The sequence below is a fragment of the Rheinheimera sp. EpRS3 genome, from assembly GCF_001513785.1.
Lineage (GTDB): Bacteria > Pseudomonadota > Gammaproteobacteria > Enterobacterales > Alteromonadaceae > Alishewanella.
This window is the reverse complement of record NZ_LNQS01000001.1, coordinates 1-20,953: the sequence shown is the minus strand read 5'-3', so window position 1 is coordinate 20,953 and position 20,953 is coordinate 1. Positions and strand designations below refer to the sequence as shown.

The 20,953-nt window shown below is 49.6% G+C and carries 18 protein-coding genes; 1 reads left to right on the top strand and 17 read right to left on the bottom strand.

Annotation, left to right across the window (positions count from 1 at the left end; all coding sequences use genetic code 11):
- Positions 1 to 16 precede the first annotated feature (16 nt).
- The 16 genes from AR688_RS00090 to AR688_RS20705 all read right to left on the bottom strand — a co-directional run bounded on the left by AR688_RS00090 (position 17) and on the right by AR688_RS20705 (position 17,419).
- The gene (locus AR688_RS00090) at positions 17 to 1,060 is read right to left on the bottom strand and encodes a rod shape-determining protein (protein ID WP_008219881.1); all 1,044 of its coding nucleotides are present in this window, start codon (positions 1,058 to 1,060) and stop codon (positions 17 to 19) included.
- Positions 1,061 to 1,278: 218 nt separating this feature from the next.
- The gene (locus AR688_RS00085) at positions 1,279 to 5,694 is read right to left on the bottom strand and encodes a DUF6701 domain-containing protein (RefSeq protein WP_068227520.1); all 4,416 of its coding nucleotides are present in this window, start codon (positions 5,692 to 5,694) and stop codon (positions 1,279 to 1,281) included.
- Positions 5,694 to 6,104 carry a type II secretory pathway component gene (locus AR688_RS00080; protein WP_068227519.1) on the bottom strand — a complete coding sequence of 137 codons (411 nt, stop codon included), beginning with the start codon at positions 6,102 to 6,104 and terminating at the stop codon, positions 5,694 to 5,696. The genes AR688_RS00085 and AR688_RS00080 overlap by 1 nt, the downstream gene beginning before the upstream one ends.
- Entirely contained in the window at positions 6,094 to 6,837 is a 744-nt protein-coding gene (locus AR688_RS00075) for a prepilin-type N-terminal cleavage/methylation domain-containing protein (protein ID WP_068227516.1), read from the bottom strand. Before AR688_RS00075 ends, AR688_RS00080 begins: the two co-directional genes overlap by 11 nt.
- Positions 6,837 to 7,385: a type IV pilus modification PilV family protein gene (locus AR688_RS00070; protein WP_068227513.1), complete on the bottom strand. Its 549-nt coding sequence runs from the start codon at positions 7,383 to 7,385 to the stop codon at positions 6,837 to 6,839. The genes AR688_RS00075 and AR688_RS00070 overlap by 1 nt, the downstream gene beginning before the upstream one ends.
- Positions 7,379 to 7,831, bottom strand: coding sequence for a type II secretion system protein (locus AR688_RS20580; RefSeq protein ID WP_068227510.1), 453 nt, complete (start codon positions 7,829 to 7,831; stop codon positions 7,379 to 7,381). The genes AR688_RS00070 and AR688_RS20580 overlap by 7 nt, the downstream gene beginning before the upstream one ends.
- A 13-nt stretch (positions 7,832 to 7,844) precedes the next feature.
- Complete coding sequence (locus AR688_RS20575; protein WP_068230973.1) at positions 7,845 to 8,348, bottom strand: prepilin-type N-terminal cleavage/methylation domain-containing protein; 504 nt, start codon at positions 8,346 to 8,348, stop codon at positions 7,845 to 7,847.
- Positions 8,349 to 8,361: 13 nt separating this feature from the next.
- On the bottom strand, positions 8,362 to 8,925 hold the full coding sequence (locus AR688_RS20570; RefSeq protein WP_068227508.1) for a prepilin-type N-terminal cleavage/methylation domain-containing protein: 564 nt from the start codon (positions 8,923 to 8,925) through the stop codon (positions 8,362 to 8,364).
- An 86-nt stretch (positions 8,926 to 9,011) separates the two neighbouring features.
- The gene (locus AR688_RS00050) at positions 9,012 to 10,241 is read right to left on the bottom strand and encodes a type II secretion system F family protein (protein ID WP_068227505.1); all 1,230 of its coding nucleotides are present in this window, start codon (positions 10,239 to 10,241) and stop codon (positions 9,012 to 9,014) included.
- A 5-nt stretch (positions 10,242 to 10,246) separates the two neighbouring features.
- A complete protein-coding gene (locus AR688_RS00045; RefSeq protein WP_068227501.1) occupies positions 10,247 to 11,974 on the bottom strand; it encodes a GspE/PulE family protein in 1,728 nt (575 codons plus the stop codon).
- A gap of 4 nt (positions 11,975 to 11,978) precedes the next feature.
- Entirely contained in the window at positions 11,979 to 13,142 is a 1,164-nt protein-coding gene (locus tag AR688_RS00040) for a tetratricopeptide repeat protein (RefSeq protein ID WP_068227500.1), read from the bottom strand.
- Positions 13,139 to 14,056: an ExeA family protein gene (locus AR688_RS00035; protein WP_068227497.1), complete on the bottom strand. Its 918-nt coding sequence runs from the start codon at positions 14,054 to 14,056 to the stop codon at positions 13,139 to 13,141. The genes AR688_RS00040 and AR688_RS00035 overlap by 4 nt, the downstream gene beginning before the upstream one ends.
- 2 nt (positions 14,057 to 14,058) lie before the next feature.
- A complete protein-coding gene (gene mshL / locus AR688_RS00030) occupies positions 14,059 to 15,711 on the bottom strand; it encodes a pilus (MSHA type) biogenesis protein MshL (RefSeq protein ID WP_231731871.1) in 1,653 nt (550 codons plus the stop codon).
- 4 nt (positions 15,712 to 15,715) lie between these two features.
- Positions 15,716 to 16,036: a hypothetical protein gene (locus tag AR688_RS00025; RefSeq protein WP_068227490.1), complete on the bottom strand. Its 321-nt coding sequence runs from the start codon at positions 16,034 to 16,036 to the stop codon at positions 15,716 to 15,718.
- A complete protein-coding gene (locus AR688_RS00020; protein ID WP_068227485.1) occupies positions 16,014 to 16,664 on the bottom strand; it encodes a hypothetical protein in 651 nt (216 codons plus the stop codon). Before AR688_RS00020 ends, AR688_RS00025 begins: the two co-directional genes overlap by 23 nt.
- The gene (locus tag AR688_RS20705; RefSeq protein WP_442965984.1) at positions 16,661 to 17,419 is read right to left on the bottom strand and encodes a PilN domain-containing protein; all 759 of its coding nucleotides are present in this window, start codon (positions 17,417 to 17,419) and stop codon (positions 16,661 to 16,663) included. Before AR688_RS20705 ends, AR688_RS00020 begins: the two co-directional genes overlap by 4 nt.
- A gap of 820 nt (positions 17,420 to 18,239) precedes the next feature.
- Here AR688_RS20705 and AR688_RS00010 point away from each other — a divergent pair.
- Positions 18,240 to 19,193 (top strand): 1-aminocyclopropane-1-carboxylate deaminase/D-cysteine desulfhydrase, encoded by a 954-nt coding sequence (locus tag AR688_RS00010; protein ID WP_068227482.1) that lies wholly within the window; start codon positions 18,240 to 18,242, stop codon positions 19,191 to 19,193.
- Here AR688_RS00010 and AR688_RS00005 read toward each other — a convergent pair.
- Positions 19,150 to 20,775 carry an EAL domain-containing protein gene (locus AR688_RS00005; protein ID WP_068227476.1) on the bottom strand — a complete coding sequence of 542 codons (1,626 nt, stop codon included), beginning with the start codon at positions 20,773 to 20,775 and terminating at the stop codon, positions 19,150 to 19,152. The genes AR688_RS00010 and AR688_RS00005 overlap by 44 nt on opposite strands.
- Positions 20,776 to 20,953: the final 178 nt, after the last annotated feature.

The following is a 20,953-nucleotide window of genomic DNA, read 5'->3' as shown; positions in this document are numbered from 1 at the left end:
ACCGGCGATGGCTCAGTTAGTCATAACTGAACACATCACCACCATGCATATCTATCATCTCCAGTGCCTTACCACCACCACGCGCCACGCACGTTAGCGGATCATCAGCCACTACTACCGGAATACCGGTTTCTTCCATCAGTAAACGGTCCAGATCGCGCAGCAAAGCGCCACCACCAGTTAATACCATGCCGCGCTCAGAAATATCTGACGCCAGCTCTGGTGGGGATTGCTCCAGCGCAACCATTACTGCGCTGACAATACCGGCTAACGGTTCTTGTAGAGCTTCTAAAATTTCATTGCTGGTCATAGTGAAGCTGCGTGGTACACCTTCGGCCAGGTTACGGCCACGTACTTCAATTTCCAGTACGTCATCACTGGGATAGGCTGAACCAATTTCAGTTTTAATGCGCTCGGCAGTGGCTTCGCCAATTAAAATGCCGTAATTACGACGGATATAGTTAACGATAGCATCATCAAACTTGTCGCCACCAATACGTACAGAAGAAGAGTACACCACGCCGTTTAACGAGATAATAGCAACTTCAGTAGTACCACCGCCGATATCGACCACCATAGAACCGGTGGCTTCTGATACCGGCAAGCCGGCGCCGATAGCCGCGGCCATAGGTTCGTCAATTAAATACACTTCACGCGCACCTGCCCCCTGGGCCGATTCACGGATCGCCCGGCGCTCTACCTGGGTAGAACCACAAGGCACGCACACCAGCACGCGCGGGCTGGGCCGCAGAAAACTATTGCTGTGCGCCTGACGGATAAAATGCTGCAGCATTTTTTCTGTGACGTAAAAGTCGGCGATAACGCCATCTTTCATCGGTCGGATCGCTTTAATGTTGCCGGGGGTGCGCCCAAGCATACGCTTTGCTGCATGGCCAACCGCCGCAACACTTTTGGGCCCGCCAGCACGCTCCTGACGAATGGCAACAACTGAGGGTTCGTTCAGTACTATGCCCTGATCTTTAACGTAAATCAGTGTATTGGCAGTACCCAGGTCGATAGATAAATCGTTTGAAAAGAGGCCACGCAATTTATTAAACATGAAGAAACCGGATCCTTATAAACCTGAGCCGCCAAAGGCAGGTCAGCACTGCACCGCACTAAGGTCGCAGCAATGGTAAATATAGCGGCGTTTATTCTAAGTAACTCGCCAGCGTGTGAATAGCCTTATCTTACATTTTTGTGCAATTAAACCAAGTATTGCCTGTATTTATCTGTCAGCAACCACTTACCAGCGCTCAGCCTGCATTAGGCTGGCGTTTAGCGGAATAGTTCACGCCAGAAAATTTGCCTTGGATTACCACGAAAACGGCCAAACATAATCTCTGCCTGCGGGTTTTGCTGATAATTCGCCGAAGCGCCACGCCAGTGATATTGCAGCCAGGGTTCGGCCATATATTCAACCTGCCAGACACCGGGAACACCCGGTGGCGCCAGCGTTAAAGACTGGGCAGGAAAGCGGCCATTTTGTACCACACCGCCCACACCCGTCATGCTTAGCGCCGGAGTGCCGCTTATTGTGCTGAGTAAAGCTGAACTGTTGCTGATTAGGCTGCAATTATCTTCAATGTTATTGATAAAGCGCCCGCCCTGCCAGTACTCCGTTTTAAAAGCCAGTGGCACAGGCTCATCCTCAGGCCCGCCGCTATTTTGCAGTACCAGCCGGCCATAGCGCATATTTAGCGTACCACTTAATGCCAGTGCATCAGTACCCAGCGTAAAGGCCGGAAAATTACGGCTGTCTTGTTCTGACACTATCTGTAACCCCAGTTGCATATTGGTGTAAGGCCCGTCAGGCGCAGCTACCCGGTTAAAGCTGGCGTTATTTTGTTGTACCCGGTACACACCGTGCTGCCATTGTGCTGCCTGCACGGCTAAGCGCTCTGCCGCCAGCCGTGTGCTATTGTCCTGCGCCACCGTTAGCATAGTTGCAGCGCCCGCAGGATAATGAGCACTGTGGTAGTTTTGCAACGTATTACCACCGCGGCCTTTGGCTTCCAGCTGGTAATTCACCGTTAGTGCCGGTTGTGACATATAACTGAAATTGGTGCAGCTGTTGCTGACCTCACTGCTGGCCAGCGCAAAATTATCCGGATAAAACCGGCCTACGGTTTCACTTACCGGTTTAACCGAAATGTCGGCAATGCCAAGATAGGTATCATTTAACAGTTTTGCCCGCAGTGTAATGCTACCAGCTTCATTCCAACTGACGCCTGTTACTGTCTGCCGCCCGTTAAGTGCAGCAGTGGCAGTGTCAACAGCCCCGCCATTAAAGGTACCGTTGTTACCTGACGGCGGATAAACCAGCTGATTAAATACCGCCTCTCCCCTTTGCCGGTTTAATTCTTTACCAAAATTTGGTGTTGCCTGCCCGTCAGCATTGCGGGCTTCAATGACCACATTAAATGGCTCTGAGGCAGCGACAAAACCATTTCCGCCGGTTTGGGTGGCAGGGTTAGCGCTACCGTTTTGCCGCAGTGCCTGCACCACTGCCAGCGTATGCGGCCGCACCACAAAGGCATTGCTGCTGCCGTTCAGTGTTATGGCCGGATCGGGAGATTGTTCCGGTAAAGCCAGACTGGCGTGCAGGGCTAACTGCCCCACATCGGTATAACGCATGGTTAGCGGTGCACTGCCGTTGCTATTAAATGTCAGGTTAACATTACTACGATTAGCGCTGCTTGCAGCACCATTGCCTGCAATCTGGGTGTTGTTAATACTAAATTCTTGCCCGGCAATACAGCTGGACGGATTTTCACAACTAAAGCCCAGGCGCACAGTCTTGCTGCCTTCGGCTCTGGCCTCACAGGCTCCGGTAGTGGTATTGGTGCGAATGGCCCTTAGCACGCCGTTAAAAGCAACACCGGCTGTCTGATGACTAAGGGGGGTAACACCATCGGCCTGTGCAAACAATAAACCAGCGTTAGCAAAATTGATCTGGCAATTACTGTTGTTGCTACCCACCTTGCATACCGTTTGGCTAAAGGCTTTTCTTGGCGGCACCGTTTCTGTTACCCCTATGGTGGCCACACCACCGCCGGGGTTTCTTAAATAAGCAGTACCCACGCCATTGCTTAGGGTTATGGGATCTGTTTGCCAGTTACCAGCTGAATTAGCAAGATCTACCGAGACAGGGCTGGTGAACAAAGTACTACAGTCTGCATTTAAACAGGCTTTTACCTGCACAGCAGAAGCCACACAAGCGATACCCGTTGCCTGATGTGTTAATTCAATATGATCTATTTGCTGGCCAACCGGGTTTGATCTAAGTGCGCAAATGCTTAAATTATCCAGCTCGTGAATATTATTAGAACCACCGGTTGAGCCGGTAATAGAAACAAAGAAATTCTCTGGCACTGCGGCTTGCCCGTTCATAGCTTGGGCATTAAATGCAGGAATTAAATTGGTAAAACCGCTCCCTGTATTTCGGTCGACAGATACCAGCGTTGAGCCAGTTTGACGGGAATCAATGGTAAAACGATAACGATGTGGTGAGTTTTGGTTACCATCTACCGCTGGTGTTAGGCAATTACTGCTAGCATTGTCTCTTCCGTCATTGCAGGTGCCCCGTAAATAGCGATAACCCGTGGTGCCAGAGCCTGAGCCACGCACAACTACAGACTGCTGCCGTCTGCCAACATTGGTGCTACCGCCCTCAGCAGAATAGTTACCATATTCATCCAGGCCAAACCCCAGCCAACCACCGGCAAAACCCGGAATACCGGGTTTAAAGCCATAACCCAAAGGCCCGCCAAAAGAACCAGGCTGCGGCGTAACAGTAGCGTCTGATAATACCAACGCTAATCCATCAGCACCGTTACCGCCATAAGCTAAATAATCAAACTCAACCACTACCAGATTATTTGCTGCCGGGTATAAACGCTGATAGGTCACGGAGGTTGACTGGTTGCCGACATTTTGCGTCATACGCAAACGCCCGTTAACCACCGACGGGGTAAAACTGCCACTGCTGCGGGCAGTAATCCAGCTATCTGATAAGGCACCAGTAAAGCTGTCATTAAGACACTGTAGCGGAAGCTGCGGACATTGGCGCACTTCGCCGGACAGGTTACGCTTTTCCCGCTGCAGGTTATATAAGCGCTGCACTTCCTGCGTGCTAATCACACTGCTATAAACCTGTATTTCATCAAGTGTCGCAGTTAAATAGTTAAAATTGCTGCCGTTGGTATGACGTACCCGGCCGATATCATTAAACTGGTTACTCACTACCCCCTGCATAGCGCTGTAACTGCCACTACGGTTTAATACGCCATCAATAAAAATCTGAAATGCGCCGGTATTGGCGTTGCGGGTTAACACCACATGACGGAACTGGCCATTGTTTATAGCAACAGATGATTTAGTGTTCACAACGGCCGAACTGTAATCCCCCTTGGTCAGGCCAATCCGGCCCTGACTGTCAATCCAGCCCCAGAAAATATCATCAGCGCCACCACTTTGCTCTACCCCGGTTATAGCCGGAGCCTGCCACACCGTGTCGTTACCTGTGGCCGTGGTTTTAATCCAGAAACTCAGTGAAGCAGTTCCTCTTAGCACTGATAAGTCTGGCACCGTTACATAGCTGGCACCGTTAAACTCACCGGCGCGGCATATTTGCCCGGCATTTTCTGCGCTCGTTTGCGCAGCAAAAGCAGTGCCGTGATTATTACCAATAGAATCGAGAACCTCAGCGGTTGCTCCTGTCCATTCAGACTGATCAAAACGATATTCATATTGGGGCGTAGTATAAAGAGCACAGGCACTAGCAGGAGTAGAGTTTGGCAAACACTGGCCATATACCTGGCTACCCGTTTGTACATTCACGGTTGAATAGCCCGGAGCCTGCAATACGCCGTAAACCACACTGTTATTGTTCAGCGTTACGGCACCACTGTTACTGCTGACATTAATCATATTACTAGCAGAGCCAAGCTGGCTATTGCTAATAGTTACAGTACTGGCACCGCTGATACTGCCGGATGTCATCGTTACATCGGTAAAAGTAGCCGCAGTATTGGCATTAAGCACAAAACTACCGGCAATAGTGCCGCCGGTGATAGCAAAACCCGACTGTGCGGTTGCGCCATCTGCCAGATTAGTATCATTAGTAATCACTCTGTTACTGCTGCTGGTTACCCTGCCACCGACACTGCCACCGGTAAGATTAACATCGCTGTTTGCCGTTACAGTACCCGACACGGCTACATCAGTCAGCGTGACACCGTTATTCGCGTTAATAGTGCCGTTTACCACGCCGCTATTATGAGTATAAGTATTGTTGGTCTGCACATTACCATTGACTGTAGCAGAGGTAGCAGAAACAGCACCGCTGGTCGTCTGTACATTGCCCCAGATCACACCGCCGGTAGAAATAACCACAGTACCGTATTCTGCTTGCAGGTTAACCCTGTTGGTGTTGCTACCCAGCGTAACATTTGTGCCAAGTTGAACGCCATTGGCAGCTATCAGCGTAATGCTGGCAGCAGGCGCGGCAATGATATCGCTGTTTGCCAATGTTACCCGGCCATTTCCGCCACAGGTATAAGTATTACCATTAACTGACCAGTTGGTACTGCATGGCGGGCGGCTGCCTTGTGCCATAGAGTAAGTGGCCGCATAAGCACCAAACGGCAACAACATCAGACATAAAATTGCGAAGCGGTATATTAACGACATCAACGCACCTCTATTTGCACAGTGCGGCGGGTTTGAAAACCTCCTGCCGTGCACTCGGCTGTGCTGCTAAGCTGAAACAGAGTAATGCTGTCTGGCGCCGCATTGGTAAAGGGGGTGCAACTGATACTGACATTGCAACTTTGCAAACTGTCGGCATTAAAACTGCGCGACGCTGTAACAACACCACAACCAGCTGCAGTGCCATTTAGCGGAAATAGCTGTGTTAACGCTATATCAAGCCCGCTTTGCGCCGCAAACAGTGCCCGTGTGCCCTGCACTTCATATACTACAGTTTCACTGCTGCTGATTAGCAAGCGCGACAAACCCACTGCCAGCGCCAGCATAACAACGATAACAAAAACGGCGATAACCAGCGCACTGCCGCGCTGCTTTTGATAGTTAAGGTACATTGGGAATATGCACCTCGTAGTTAAAAAACATATCGGCGTTGCCACCATAGCCAAACTGCAAAAAGATATTCACCACCGAGTTACGGGTTAGCACGGCGTCAGTTACGCGAAACACCTGAGATTCTCTTAACCCCTCAGCCATAAGCACACTATTACGTGTAATATTAAAACGGCCACTGCTTGCGCCAACAAGACAGTACTGCACTATTGCATCGGCTATATAAAAACGCTGCTCGGGCGATTGGCGGGTAAAGCGAAAGCTATCAAAATTCAGCGTAAAGCGCGCAGTGGCAGAATCTAGTGTGCTGATACTATTCAGCTGTACGGTGCCTCCGGGGTTTGCTGCGCTGGTAGGGTAAACCGTCAACTGTGGCCTGCTTGCTGCAGCATAGGTACGCGGGCTTACCGCCCGTAAATCGGGGCTTATTACAGTCATGCTGGTGCCGTTTTGTTCAAAGGGCGCATTGGTGTAGATACCACTATATAAAATTGGCCGAAACTGCAGGCAGTTGCTGGTACTGGAAAACACCACGCTATTTGGCACGGCATTACGCAGCTCGCGCACCATCCGCTCAGCAACAAAGCGGCTTTGCCCCAGCACCTGCTCCCGCTCGGCGGCGTCGCTGTACATACGGGCACCCAGGCCAATATAGCTGGTAATACCCAGAGCCAGTATAGCCAGCACTACCATGGTAATAACCAGCTCAATTAGCGTAAAACCGGCGCTGCGCATTACCAGTTTCCTTTATAGGCGGCAAAATCGATTTGCGCACCAGTGGGTGTAGTAACCGAGACAGTAATTCTTTTAACCTGCTGGTTATTTAAACCAAACTCCGCGCCAGCATAGGCTACGGCAACATTAAGTTTGTAACTGCGATAGTAATCAGACAATTCTGGCTGCAGATCTAAAATATTGCTAAAAATTTCACCGGTGCCGGTAAAATTATGAAAATCATCTACGTCGTTAAAACTCAGCCGGCTTTCGCTGCCATCCGGGCCAAAGTTTGCCTCAGCAGTGCAGCTTTGGGCACCAGTTTCATTACAACGCAGCAAACTGCCACTGCGGCTGCTGTTTTGATCATAAGAGCGGCCCAGTATTTCGTTGATAAAACTTTGCCCCAGCTCAGCAGCGCGCACCTGATGCCAGGGATCAGCGCTTTTAATAAACAACGGGCCTAATACCGAGGTAATAATACTTAAGCTAATGGCCAGCACCACTATGCCGACAATTAGCTCTATTAAGGTAACGCCGCGGCTATATTTTAGGCTGAGTTTTAGCATGGGTGAATATAGCCTTCAGCTTCAATGCAAATGGGCAGCGCAACAGCCCCCTGAATGGTTATCCGGCAAGTGCCGGTTGCACAGTTACTTAACGGACGGCCATTGCTGTCAAAATTCAGCTGAATATTAAAGCCTGTTTTAGTTAACGTAATAGTGCTGCTATCCTGCGGCGCTATACATAAGTGTGTGGCATCATTTAAACAGGCATTAGTGCCCGAGAATATTCTGTCGCTTTGTACTATAACGCCCTGTGAGCCACAGTCAGTGCACTGCATCGCCTGTATTTGCACCCGGCGCAGTATATTTAAGGCCTGATCACGGTATAAATATTCTGATGTACCGGAGGCATCAAAAAAACGGGGTACAACGCTAACAGCGAGTACCCCGATTAATACCAGCACCACGATAAGCTCAATTAGGGTAAAGCCGCGGTGCTGTAGTTTCATAAGTAGTTACCACTTAGCAACCATCAGCATACACTGTAATAATCGGTTTAATACCATCACCTGTTGACTGGACATAAACAACATGACACGAATCTGCCTCGGTAGTAGCTAAATTAGTACCGACAGGTGAAATTACAACAGATGTAGTGCCAACAGCGCCAAATCCTGGCGCATTATTAGCGGTACTTACAGCCATATCCCATTCAGCAGCCACAAGCTCTGTGGCACCACGTAAAGACGCAACATCCGCCGCAGGATAACCGTTGACTAAAGCGACAGCTGCAACAGGACTGTCAGCTACAGCCACGGCATCATCATTTTGCACCCCAGCGATAATTGCACGGCCATAGACCAACGCACCTGCTGATTCTAAAGCACCACGCACACCATTCAATGTTGACGTTCTGGCATCTCCTGAAAAATCTAAAAACCGTGGTGCGGCTGTAACTGCCAGAATACCCAGAATAACGATAACGATGATTAATTCAATTAATGTAAAACCTTGGTTACGTTTCATATTTAACACTCTCTTAATTGGGTTTATTTAAAAACAGTTCAACCTGGCCAGTGGCAGGGCGGTACGAAAACGAGTTATTATTTGTTGTATCAGTTGGTGTAGCTGCTAAACCAGCTGTTTGATGGTAAAAACACCGCACACCATTGACGTTGCTAGTGTCCAGCCGGACAAAAATACGATTGTTGGCACTAAATGTAGTGGAAGCGTCAACTGTGTTCTGAAATAAGTTGTCAATTAAAAACAGGCAATCATCCGCATCAACATTAGCCGCTAATGTGTCCGCCTCACTTGGGTTGCGTGTCGGGTAGCCAATATTACCATCAACACCAATAGTGATATTGTCGTAACTCACAGTATTATCATTAGTTGCTGTATCATTAGGACGGCCTTCAACTTCCCATTGTGCCCGCACCAAACCAACGGCAGAGGCAAAGCCACCGGCTATGCCCTCAATTGCGGCATCTTCGGCTTGTTCGGTAACATTTAAAAACCGGGGTAAGGCGGTTGCAGCCAGTAACCCTAAAATAATAATTACTATAACCAGTTCTATCAGGGTAAAACCTGTTTGTCTTTTCATACCTGTGCCTCCAAGTTGCTTATTGTCGTTAGTATATCGCTAATATTAGTAATTACATCCCAATGTCGCCCACAATTGTAAAAACGTTAACCGGTATTACCCTTATAAGCATTGAGCATATCCCACATTGGCGTAAAGATACCCAATGCCAGAATCAGTACCATCACCGCCACTATAGCGATAAGAATGGGTTCAATTTTTGCGGTCAGGCTTTTTAAATCAAAGGCCACTTCACGCTCATAAAAACCGGCTACTTCACCAAGCATATCGTCCATGGCACCGGTTTCTTCGCCTACGGCGATCATTTGCAATACCAGAGGGGTAAACATCCCGCTTTGCTGGCTTACCCGCAATAAACTTTCACCGCGCTCAATATTACGCCGCATATCACGGATTTTTTCACCCATATATTCATTGTCTACCGCATCGGCTACCAGGGTTAGTGCGCTGGTCATCGGTACACCGGCTTTTAACATCATGCCAAAACTACGGGCAAAACGGCCCAGCGTGGCACGGTAAATAACATTGCCGATAATAGGAAACACCAACCGCCAGCGGCCCCAGACAACCCGGCCTTTATCGGTTTTGATATAACTGCGAAAGCCAAACGTAGCACCAATTGCAGCAATAATAATTAACGGCCAGTAGGCGACAAAAAATGCCGAACTGGCCAGTAATGCTTTGGTAGACCAGGGTAATTCGGCATTAAAGCGGGCAAACATATTGGCAAATTGTGGAATAACTGCCAGGTTAAGAATAAACATGGCCACTACCAGTGCTATTAGTACAAAAAACGGATAACGGGTGGCTTGCTTAATTTGTTTGCGGGTTTCCAACTCTTGCTCAAAATAATAATTCAGCTGTAAAAAGGCCTCGTCTAAGCGGCCGGTGTTTTCACCTACGTGCACTATGCTAACCATTAAGCGGCTAAATACCTTGGGATGTTCGGCCAGCGCTACCGATAAACTGCGGCCATTTTCCAGCTGACCAACCAGCTCGCCCAGCACCCTTTGCAAACGTTTAGAGCTGGTGCTTTGCGCCAGGCCTTCAATAGCCCGCACTATTGGAATACCGGCTTTCATCAGAGAATACATCTGGCGGGAAAACAGAATTAAATCGGTTAGCGATACTTTAGCCTGCCACAGCTCTAACTGGCCAATCGAGGTTTTACTTTGCTCCGCCTGGCGCTGAATAGTGAGCGGAATAAAACTGCGCCGGCGCAGTAAGTCGGCAGCGGCGCCTTCGTTGCCGGCCTCTATCTGGCCGCTAACAGCATTACCGTTGTTATCGCGTGCGGTGTAAACAAAGTTAGCCATCGTGCTTAGGGCTCCATTGTCACTAAGCTTTCGGTATCAAGGTATTCCGACACCCTTATTACCTCGTCCAGGCTGGTAATGCCTTGCTGCGCATAATGTAAAGCCATAGTACCCAAGCTGACAAAACCCTCACTGTGGTGCGCCAGATGGGCAAAACCGGCCGTATCGTTGCGCCGTAGCGCATCGGCCAGTGGCTTGGTGATTAACAGCAGTTCAAATACCCCCAGGCGGCCTTTGTAACCACTGTGATTACACGACTGGCAACCTTTGGCATGCCAGTAAGACGCGGTAGTATCTGCTTTATGATGGCGTAACCAGCTACTTTCCAGCTCGTCCGGCTGATAGGGCTGTTTGCAGTAATCACATAAACGCCGCACCAAGCGCTGAGCCACTATAGCGCGCAGTGCTGACGCCACCAGATAGGGCGCCGCGCCCATATCAATTAAACGCAAGGTACTGGTTACGGCATCGTTGGTGTGTAATGTCGATAATACTAAATGGCCGGTTAACGCGCCGCGCAGACCCATTTCGGCGGTTTCCTGATCGCGCATTTCACCCACCATAATAATATCGGGATCTTGCCGTAAGGTAGTGCGCAGCACGTTGCTGAAACTCAAGCCAATTTTATGGTTAACCTGCACCTGATTAACCCGCGGCAAACGATATTCGACCGGGTCTTCCACGGTAATAATTTTGCTGCCAGCTTGGTTAAGTTCACTTAACAGCCCGTACAAGGTGGTGGTTTTACCAGAGCCGGTGGGGCCGGTTACCAGAATCATGCCATGCGGGCTTTTGATAATACGCCGTAATTTACTCAGCAAGGGCGCTGGCATGCCGGTTTCTTCCAGTTGTAGCAAACCGGCAGATTGGTCAAGCAAACGCATTACCACTGATTCGCCATATTGCACCGGCATAGTAGAAATACGCACATCTATCTGGTGTTTTTTTACATTGATCTGAAAACGGCCGTCTTGCGGCATGCGCTTTTCTGAAATGTCCAGATTTGCCATCAATTTAAGCCGCAGCACCAGCGCCGATGCAATACTGACTTCATTTAGGATACTTTCCTGCAGTACACCGTCGACGCGCTGACGAATACGCAACACTTTTTCGTCCGGCTCAATATGAATATCCGATGCCTTTACCTGCACGGCATCTTCAAACACCGACTGCAGCAGTTTAGCGATGGTGTTGTCGGCATCGGCCTGCTCATCCAGTACATTCAGCTCAAGGTTGCTGTCAGCACCATGCTCGGCTTTAAGCTGGGTAGCAAAACTTTCAATTTCTTTGGTACGCCGGTACAGAGTGTCGAAAGCCTCAATCAGCTGGCTTTCCCGCACTACCGCCAGTGCCACCTCTTTTGGCGCCAACAGCCGTGAAATCTGGTCCAGTGCGGCCAAATCTGCCGGATCGCTCATGCCCAGCAGCACGGTATCGCCATTATCTTCCAGCACCAGCGCTCTGAAACGCCGCGCCTGCACCTCTGGCAATAACTGCACTGCTTTAGGGCTTATCTGTTTTTGCGCAATATCAAGAAAGGGCACATTCAGCTGCTGCGCCAAAAACTGCAGCAACTGTACCTCTGTCAAAAATTTCAGCTCGGTAAGCGTAGACCCCAGCTTACGGCCGGTTTCTTGTTGCCGGGCCAACGCCTGCTGTAACTGGGGTGGCGAGATAATACCCTCGTCTACCAGTAAATCACCCAAGCGCATTTTTAAACGAGGTCTTTGCATAAGATTACTCTGTTGCCACTAAACGTTGTTGAATATAAGTTTTGCTCTGCACTGACAAGCTGTCACCCCATTGCAACGCGTTAAGATAATACTGATGTGCCTCTGCCGGGCGCTCTAATGCCTCCAGCGACACTGCGCCACCAAGCCACCATTTGCCCAGTTGCGGCTGCAGAGCGCTTAACTCAGCAAACCAGTCAAATGCCTGTTGATGCTGCCCAAGCTGTTGTAAAGCTGTAGCTTTAAGGCCGTAATAATCGGGGTGCAATGGCACAGCAAAACCGGCAGGTAACAATGCCTCTACCTGCAACCATTGCTGACGGCTGGCAGCTGCCTGGGCCAGCATTAGCTGAATATCGGCATCCATAATACCCTGGGCTTTTGCCTGTAATAAACTGGCTTCAGCCTGCTGCGGCTGGCCCAGTTGCAACCAAAGCCGGGCCTGCGCCAGATAAACCACCGCATCCTGTGGTGCTAACTGCTGCAACTGCTGCCAGTATCGCAGTGCCTGCTGTCCCTGCCCGGCCTGCGCTGCCGCCATTGCCTGCTGGCGTAGCTTGGCCTGACTTTGCGCTGCTGTAGGCTCACGGCTGGTGACACTTAAACTGCTGCCGGTTTTAGCTGTTGGGGCTGGTGTTGGTGCCTGCACAACCGTAGCTGCTTGCGGCACAGCATCAACCTGAGCGGTTAGTACGCCCGGTTTTATTTGCTGTGGCTCTGGTTGTGCGGCAATTTCGGCCGCATCTGCAGCACTAGTATCTTCTGGTGTTGCAGTTTGCTCTGGTACGGGGCTGGGTTTTGCAATTGTGCTTTGTGTCAGCGCCGGGCCTGATGTTGGTGCAGGGCTTTCTGTGGGCGTTGGCTCAAGGCTGTCTGTTGGCTCAGGGCTTTTTGTTGGCTCAAGGCTGTGCGCTGCGATAGCAATTTCAGCCGGTTTTGCTGGCAGCTGTGCAGCTGGTTCCGGCACCACAGCGGTTAATGTAGCCGGTGGCATAACGGTACTGCGGCTTAATACCGCATAAATTGCAAAGCACAGTAAACCAAAGGTCAGCAGCAGTAGCACGGTTAACCAAAGCGGCTGACCAGGGCGGCGGGCAATAACCTGGTTTACATTGGCTGCATTGTGGTTGCGCTGATCTAAATCGCGCAGCATTTTATTAATGACACTCATTGGCCACCTGCCAGCCGGAACAAGCCGGTTTGCGATGCGGCAGCCACACATGCCAAAGTCAGCAAGCCCGTGCTACCGGCGTACCACCACCAGGCTTTGGACTTGGCGGTAACATCTTCGGTATCGATTGCCGCCAGTTTCACATGCCGCAGTGCGGCATAAGGCTTACCTTCACCAAAAGCCAGCAGCAGTGCTTTATGCGCCAGAATATTTACCAGCCTTGGTACACCACGGCTGTAGCGGGCCAGAGCATTTAAGGCAAAGTGGCTGAAGAGTGCACGGCTACACCCGGCCTGCTGTACGCGCAGACAGACATAAGCGCTGATCTGGCTTTTGCTCATTAAGGCTAAGTTACTGGAAAAGGTAATACGCTGGCGCAACTGCCGAAAACGATAACCAGCCAGCTTTTTATTCAGCTCTGGCTGGGCAAACAGTACCACTTGCAGCAATTTACGTTTTTCTGTTTCCAGGTTGGTTAGCAGACGCAGCGCCTCCAGTGTCTCATCCGGCAGAGCCTGGGCTTCATCAATCAGCACTATGGCTTTTTTGCCTTGCGCAGCCAGCAACAGTAACTGACGTTGCAGCAATTGCAGCAATTGGGGCGGTTCGATATTGGCAGAGTGCTTCAGGCCCAGCTCTAATGCCAGTGCCCAGCGCAATTCCAACGGCGTAAGGCAAGGATCCGGGATATACGCCAGTTGCCAGTCGGGCTCAGTATGTTGTAACAGCTTGCGGCACAACAGTGTTTTGCCACTGCCTACCTCACCGCATACTTTAATAAAACCTTCACCGGCACAAAGCGCCGTTTTCAACACAGCCAACACATCTTCGTGCTGCTCAAGCGGCACAAAAAAGGCGGTATCCGGTGTTAAACCGAACGGCATCTGGCTAAGCTGAAAATGCTGCAGGTACATAATTAGTTACCCTGGCTCCAGTCAGATACCAGCTTTGAAGACTGCTGAATTTGCTGCTGCCATACGCCTTCGGTAACAACTGTTGGCTTTAGCAGTATTACCAGCTCTTTCTTTTTCTCTACTTTGTTGATGCTGGTAAATAATTTACCCAGCAACGGAATAGCGCTTAATACCGGCGTACGCGACTCGTTGTCGGTGGTAACGGTTTGCATTAAACCGCCTATTACCACTATTTCACCACTACGGGCGCGGATAATAGTGTCAGACTCGCGGATATTACTTTGTGCCAGCGGCAGCACTATTTGCTCGTTGCTAAAACGGATAGTTTTATTTTGCTCGGCTGTTTCTGTAACCGAAGGGTGAACATGCAAAATAACACTGCCGTTTTGATCAATTTGCGGCGTAACATCCAGTGCTATGCCAGAGAAAAAGGGTTGCAAATCAATAGACGGTGAACTGATGGTGCCGCCCACTGTCGCCGTAGTTTCGCTACTGACATTGGTAACAAAGTACTCATCCTGCCCCACTTTAATCACCGCTTTCTGGTTATTCATGGCGGTAACCCGGGGGCTGGACAACACCTGAGTATTACCCTGAGTTTCCAGCAGGCTAATCACACCGTTAAAATCGGCATTGTTAAAGCTGATTGCCGTTACGCCGCCCAGCGAGCTGCTAATAGCATTGCTGGCGGCACCGGCGCTGGTGGTAAAATTAAAGCTGGTATTACGCAGGTTCATTATGGCATTTTGCCAGTTAATGCCCTGCTGATATTCGTCGTTCAGCGTTACTTCGATAATTTTTGCCTCCAGCACCACCTGGCGCTGCAAGTGCTGCTCTGACTGGCCAAGGTAAGCCTTTACCGCGGCAATTTCGTCCGGCATACCGCGCACGGTAACTAAACCGGCTTGTGGCGTTACTACAACCATACGCTCCGGCCCGGCACCCAGCACTGTACTAACTGCTTTTTCCAAGTCTTTCCAGAAATCAGTTTTGCTTTCACTTTGAATTGTGCTGCCGTTAAATTGTTGCTGCCCGGATTGAGACTGGCTCTGATTGCTGAAATCGCCCTGATTGGAGTTACTTTGTGACGAGCGATTATTCCTGTTGTTCTGGCCGTTCTGATTATTCTGGTTGTCTTGTGATACACCACCGGAATTGACCGCCACAGAAGAAAACCCCTGGCGCTGCATCATTAAATAGTTAACCGCTATGCTTTCTGTACGCAGGCCAGCCGGATATATTTTGTAGATAAGCCCCTGCTGGCGAACGTCAAAACCATACAGTTGCTGCACTATTGCCATCGTTTCCGGCAGGGTTACCTGTTTTAGCTGCAGGTTAATTTCGCCACTGACCCCCGGGTGCATCACCACACTGTAGGGTGTATCTGCAACCAACGACTGGAAAAAATCATTCAACCCGGCATTTGCGGCCGCGACATCAAAGCGTGGCAACTCGGGCTGTACCGGCGTGTAACTGCTACTAAGCAAATCCTGCGTTACGGCCAGCGGCACCGGTGCGGCTGAAGCGCGTGCCGGAGCCTGCTGCGCTGCTGCTTGCTGTAATTCACGCTGAGCGCCTTGTGGTACATCACTTTGCTGAAAAGCCTGACATCCGGTTAATAAAATACTTCCGCACAACCACCCTAACTTATTCACTGGCTTATTCTTCATCTTGTTTGATCGCCGTATTAACTAAACGCAGTATTTGCCGTTCACCATTTAGATCCAGTACAACATGATCAGCTGCAATATCATGCAGTTGATACTGTCTTATTTTTTCACCTTTACGCAGCAGGCTGCCGTTTATTACGGCAATGCGGCCATTTGCTGTCTGTTTTATCAGTTGCAAAGATAATGCTTGCGGTTGTACTGCCGAGTCTGCTGTTGCCGTAGCTGCCAGCCAGGAAGGCGCGGGCCGGGTAGGATCGGCCAGTGCCGTGGCACTGAGGAGCCACAGGCTACAAACGAATAAAGTCTTCATACTCACTCACTGTAATAAGTGTCAGGGTCAGCTCGGCCTGCGGATACTCAACCACCTGATAATCCAGCGCAGACCAGTTCAGCAACCAGGGCAATTGTTCCATACGTTGCAATGCTTTGAATAAATCCGTGTAACCACCGCCAATCACCAGTGTTGTAGTGTGTTGAAATAACATAGCAGGGTCGTCAGGTTGTTGCCCCTGCAAACGCACAGCTTTAGGTGCCGACGTCAGCAGGCTTTTTACCTGCACGCCTTTACTGCTTTGCAATATATTGCGTAGCAAGGTTACCATTTGCTCTGCACCAATAAAGTAGCTGGCGCTTTGGCGGATACGTTCGTTCAGCTGTTGCTGCTGCTGTTCGAGGTTACTTATACGCTCGCGGTAGTCCTGGTTTAAATCAGTGCTGAGCTGGGCAAGCAATACTTCAGCCTGTTGTTCTGCATCCTGCAACTGCTGGCTGGTTTTAAGTTGTAGTGCACGCGTCTGCACTGTTTGATGCCACAATGGCTCCAGCACATAAATTACACTAAGCCACAGCAATAATAATAAGCTGCCAAAGAACAACAGCGACTTCTCGCGCCGCTGTAGCTGGCTGAAACGATCTGACAGCAGTTGCCACTGGCTCACAGCGTTTCTCCTTTTTGTGCCATCAATACAAAACTGACGGCGGTATTATCAGGTACCTGCGCCATGCTCACCTGGCTAAAACGTTGGCCCTTAAAATAAGCGAGTTGCTGCAACCCTTCCAGCCACAGCGTAATGCTGGCAGGCTGTAACGTCACACCGCTAAAGCTGCTGCTGCCCTGGCGTAAGGTGAAATTAGTTAACCATAACTCTGCCAGATCAACTTGTTGTAAATGCTGCAGCACCGGGCTATAAAACTGGCTGGCCTGTTGCTGCTGTTCTGCCAGATAACTTAGCAGTTGCTGTTTTTGTGCTACAGCGTATTCTGCCTGCTGATACTGTTTTACCAGTGCTTCATCTGGCTTACGCTGCGCTAATGCCTGCTGATATAAATCGGTTTGCTGTAATTGCCGCTGTAACTGCAGCTCAGTCTCTGCCAGCGCTGCACCAGCCTGTTGCTGTTGTTGCGATAACAGCAGCCATCCCAGCACTACTACTGCTGTTAATGCAGCTGCGCTGCCAACCAGGCGTTGCAGGCTTAACCGCTCACGTACCGGATGCAGCCGGGCCTGATATAAGTTTACCCGTTGCTTAATATGGCTGGTTTTAGCGGCTGCACTGGCGGCAGCCAGCGCCGGCCAGTTATGCAGTAAATCGTCCTGGTTTACCGCCGCGGCAGACTGTGCCAAATTTAACGGCTCTACCCGGCTAAACCCACTTTGCACAAACAACTCACATATCAGCTCAGTTTGGGCCATTAATACACGGATATCGCGCACCGGTGGTTGTTTTAACTGGCTTTCGAAGTAGTCCATTGAGCGCTGCAGTTCAAGCAGCAAACGTTCAAGCGTGCCTTCGCGCAGTTCTGATTCTGAATTAAGGTGTAAATGGCTAAAACCACGGGTACGGCGGGAAAAATACAACTGACCATCACGGATGATCTGAATTAGCATTTCCTGTTCGGGTTGATGCACTACCAACATGGTCGCTTGCGCCGATACAGGCAAAATATGGCTGAGCAGCCATTCTTCGGGTTGGATTGAGCTAACGCTAAGACCCGCTGCATCAACCACTGCAGTTAATTGCTTTAACCAGGCATAACTACACACCACTACATTGATTTTTGCCTGTTGGGTGTTACTACCGGGTAAGTCAATGTAGTCGAGCACCATATCTTCCGGCGCTATTGTAACCAGATCTTTTATCTGCCAGGGCAATGCCTGCAGTAATTCGTGCTCGGCCAGTGCAGGTTTATCTAATTGCACCAGTTGATAACGCTCGGCAGACAGCACCAGATGCAAAGCACAGCCTGCGGGGACTGACCGCAGTGCAACTTGCAGGCTGTCCTGCCAGTTATCAGCTTTGTAACTAAATGTCTGACTTTGCTTAAGCTCTGTGCCTTGTAAAATCACCAGCCGGATGCTGGCTGTTGCCAGATGAATTGCAACAACCGTGTCTGAATTTTCTGCTGCCGGGCGAAGCCGTTTTATTATTTTTCTCAGCATAGCGATGCCCTGATCTCCTTATATGCAGCTATACTAGCGGCTATTCCGTTAACTGTCATTATTTCATACTGTTATGCAATCAGCAGAAGTTACCGCCGTACCTGTTTTGGCTGGTTGGCAACAAGTCCATCAGCCTTTGTTGTTCCAGCATCAGGTTGAGCTATGGGTTTACCAGCTAAATACTGCAATTCCACAGCTGTCGGGCAATAAATGGCTAAAGTTAAAATATCATATTGCCCAGGCGCAACAAGCACAGAAAGCTGGTTTTCTGACCTTTGGCGGTGCTTTTTCCAATCATTTAGCCGCTGTAGCTGCTATGTGTAATCATCATGGCCTGCAAAGTCTGGCTTATGTCCGAGCCGATCAACTCGACAAACATAACCCCACTCTGGCATTTTGTCTGCAACAAGGAATGCAAATTCAATTGCTGAACCGTAATCAATACCGGCTGCGTAACGATGCCGGCTTTCTGCAGCAATTGCAACAACAACATCAGCATTTACTAATAGTACCGGAAGGCGGATCTTCAATAGCAGGAGCGACAGGAGTTGCAGAACTAGATCTGGATTTAACCCCGACAGGGAATGCCAGCCACGTTATTTGTGCTGCCGCCAGCGGCGGCACTCTGGCGGGTGTGATTAATGGCTCTGGCTGCAAGGTACTCGGTATCGCGGTGGTAAAAGATCCGTCTTTGCCAGAACGTATTACCCAGCTATTGCAAAGCAATGATAAGCAACAACACTGGTCATTAAACACGGACTTTTGCGGCGCTGGCTATGCTAAGTTTGATGACACTATCTTGCAGTTTTGCCGTGACATGGCACAGCAGCGGCTTTATCTGGAACCCATTTATACCGGCAAAGCTCTGGCGGGTGTATTTACACTGATAAAGCAGGGTTATTTTCCACCCGGCAGCCGCCTTAGCTTCTTTCATACCGGCGGCTTGCAGGGCTTGGCTGGCTTACACTACCGCAACCTTATTACTACAGCTGACTTTGCGTTATTATCTGGTTCATCGGCTGGCTGAAATAAAACCCCTGCCCACCGGCAATACCCAGTTTTTGCAGAACCTGCCATTCTGCTTCAAGCTCAACACCGGTCGCCAATACACGGATACTCTTACCGGCATAACTGGCGATTAAACCCCGGACGAATAACTGTTGTTCCAGATGCTGATCAATATTCCGGACCACTGAAGGATGTAATTTTACCGACTCAAGCGGCAACTCATCCAGATAAACAGCGTTATCAATTACCAGCCCAACCTGATCAATAATCAAGGCAAAACCCAGAGTATGTAATTTAATTAAACTCTTACGCAGCTGTTTATAGTGTTTCAACAGATGGTGTTCGGTTATCTCAAGTGCCAGCGTATCGGGTTCTAACTGGCCGGAGATCACCATATGATCCAGCCACTGCCACCATTGCGGTTCAAGTAAAGCCTGAATACTAATATTGACGCTACAACGGCTATAATTACCCATGTCCGCAGCACACAGCTTGGCGGTTTTAATAAGTACATGCTGATCAATCTGGCTTGATAAACCGCAGTTATGCGCCATAGGCAGGAATATGGCAGCCGGGATCTGGCCATTGTCACTACTTTGCAGTCTGACCAGCACTTCATGTTGAATAATTTCACCGTCGTGCCAGGAAAAAACCGGCTGGAAACTTAAAGCAAATCGCTGCTCCTGCAAAGCTTTATTAAGTTCAGACCGCCACCAGACAGAGCCTTTTGCCTGCGGCTTGTCACTTTGCAAAATAAAACCAAAAGCCGCATTCGGGCCATGCAGCTGTGCTGTCTTTAACGCCATGTCTGCTTCAGATAAAATCTGATACGAAGTTTGCTCACGCTGATATTCTGCATAGCCAATGTGTAATACATCCTGCTCGGCACAATCGGCAAAACAGCTGGCCCGGCTTAACAGCACTGCCATCCGGTCACCGAGCTTTTCCATTTCTTTGCCGCTCAGCCCTGCAATCAGCATCACCAGATCTGTATCCGATAAACGCGCAATAACGGTATCGGCATAACCAGCTGCAATACCATTAAGCACATCTACACAACCTTTAAGCCGGCTTACCTGTTTGATGCCTGCCCGGCTGATTTCAGGATGCGATAACTGGATAATATAAACCGCGCCATAACCCACCTCAGACTGATCACTAAGATAATGCTGCAGCTTACTTTCAAAAAACACACGGTTACCAACGGCCAGCTCATGATCGATCAGCCCCTGCACCCGCACCAGATGCCGTACTTCCTGATCACGCTTTAGTAAATGCGTAACCTGGCTGGTAACTTTAGCCAAAGCAGCTGAAGGCGAGTCATCCCGCGACGTTTTAAGCTCCAGCTTATCTTCCAACAACGCGACAGCTGAGCGCAGCTTATCAGCATCAGCCATATAGGTTTTTTGTATACGAATGCTAAACCAGAGCGTAAATGCGCCAGTACATAGCAGCACAATATTAACACTAACATACAATAAAACAGCAGACACTATCGGCTGAACAGCCAGCATGACAGCATTGATAAACACAGCGCCAAGCAAAAGCGCAGCAAGCTGCAACCAAACAGAGGAAGAATATGATTGAGGTGTGCGGGCCAAGGGCAACTCCTTTTGAACCTTGTCACAATGCTATAGCTTAGCAGCTGAGTTGCAGATTAATATAGAAAAATAATCTTAACAAAGCAAAAAGCCCGACTCTTTCGAGTCGGGCTTATTACTGAATTGGGAGCCTGGCGGTGAACTACTCTCGCATAGCGAATGCTACACTACCATCGTC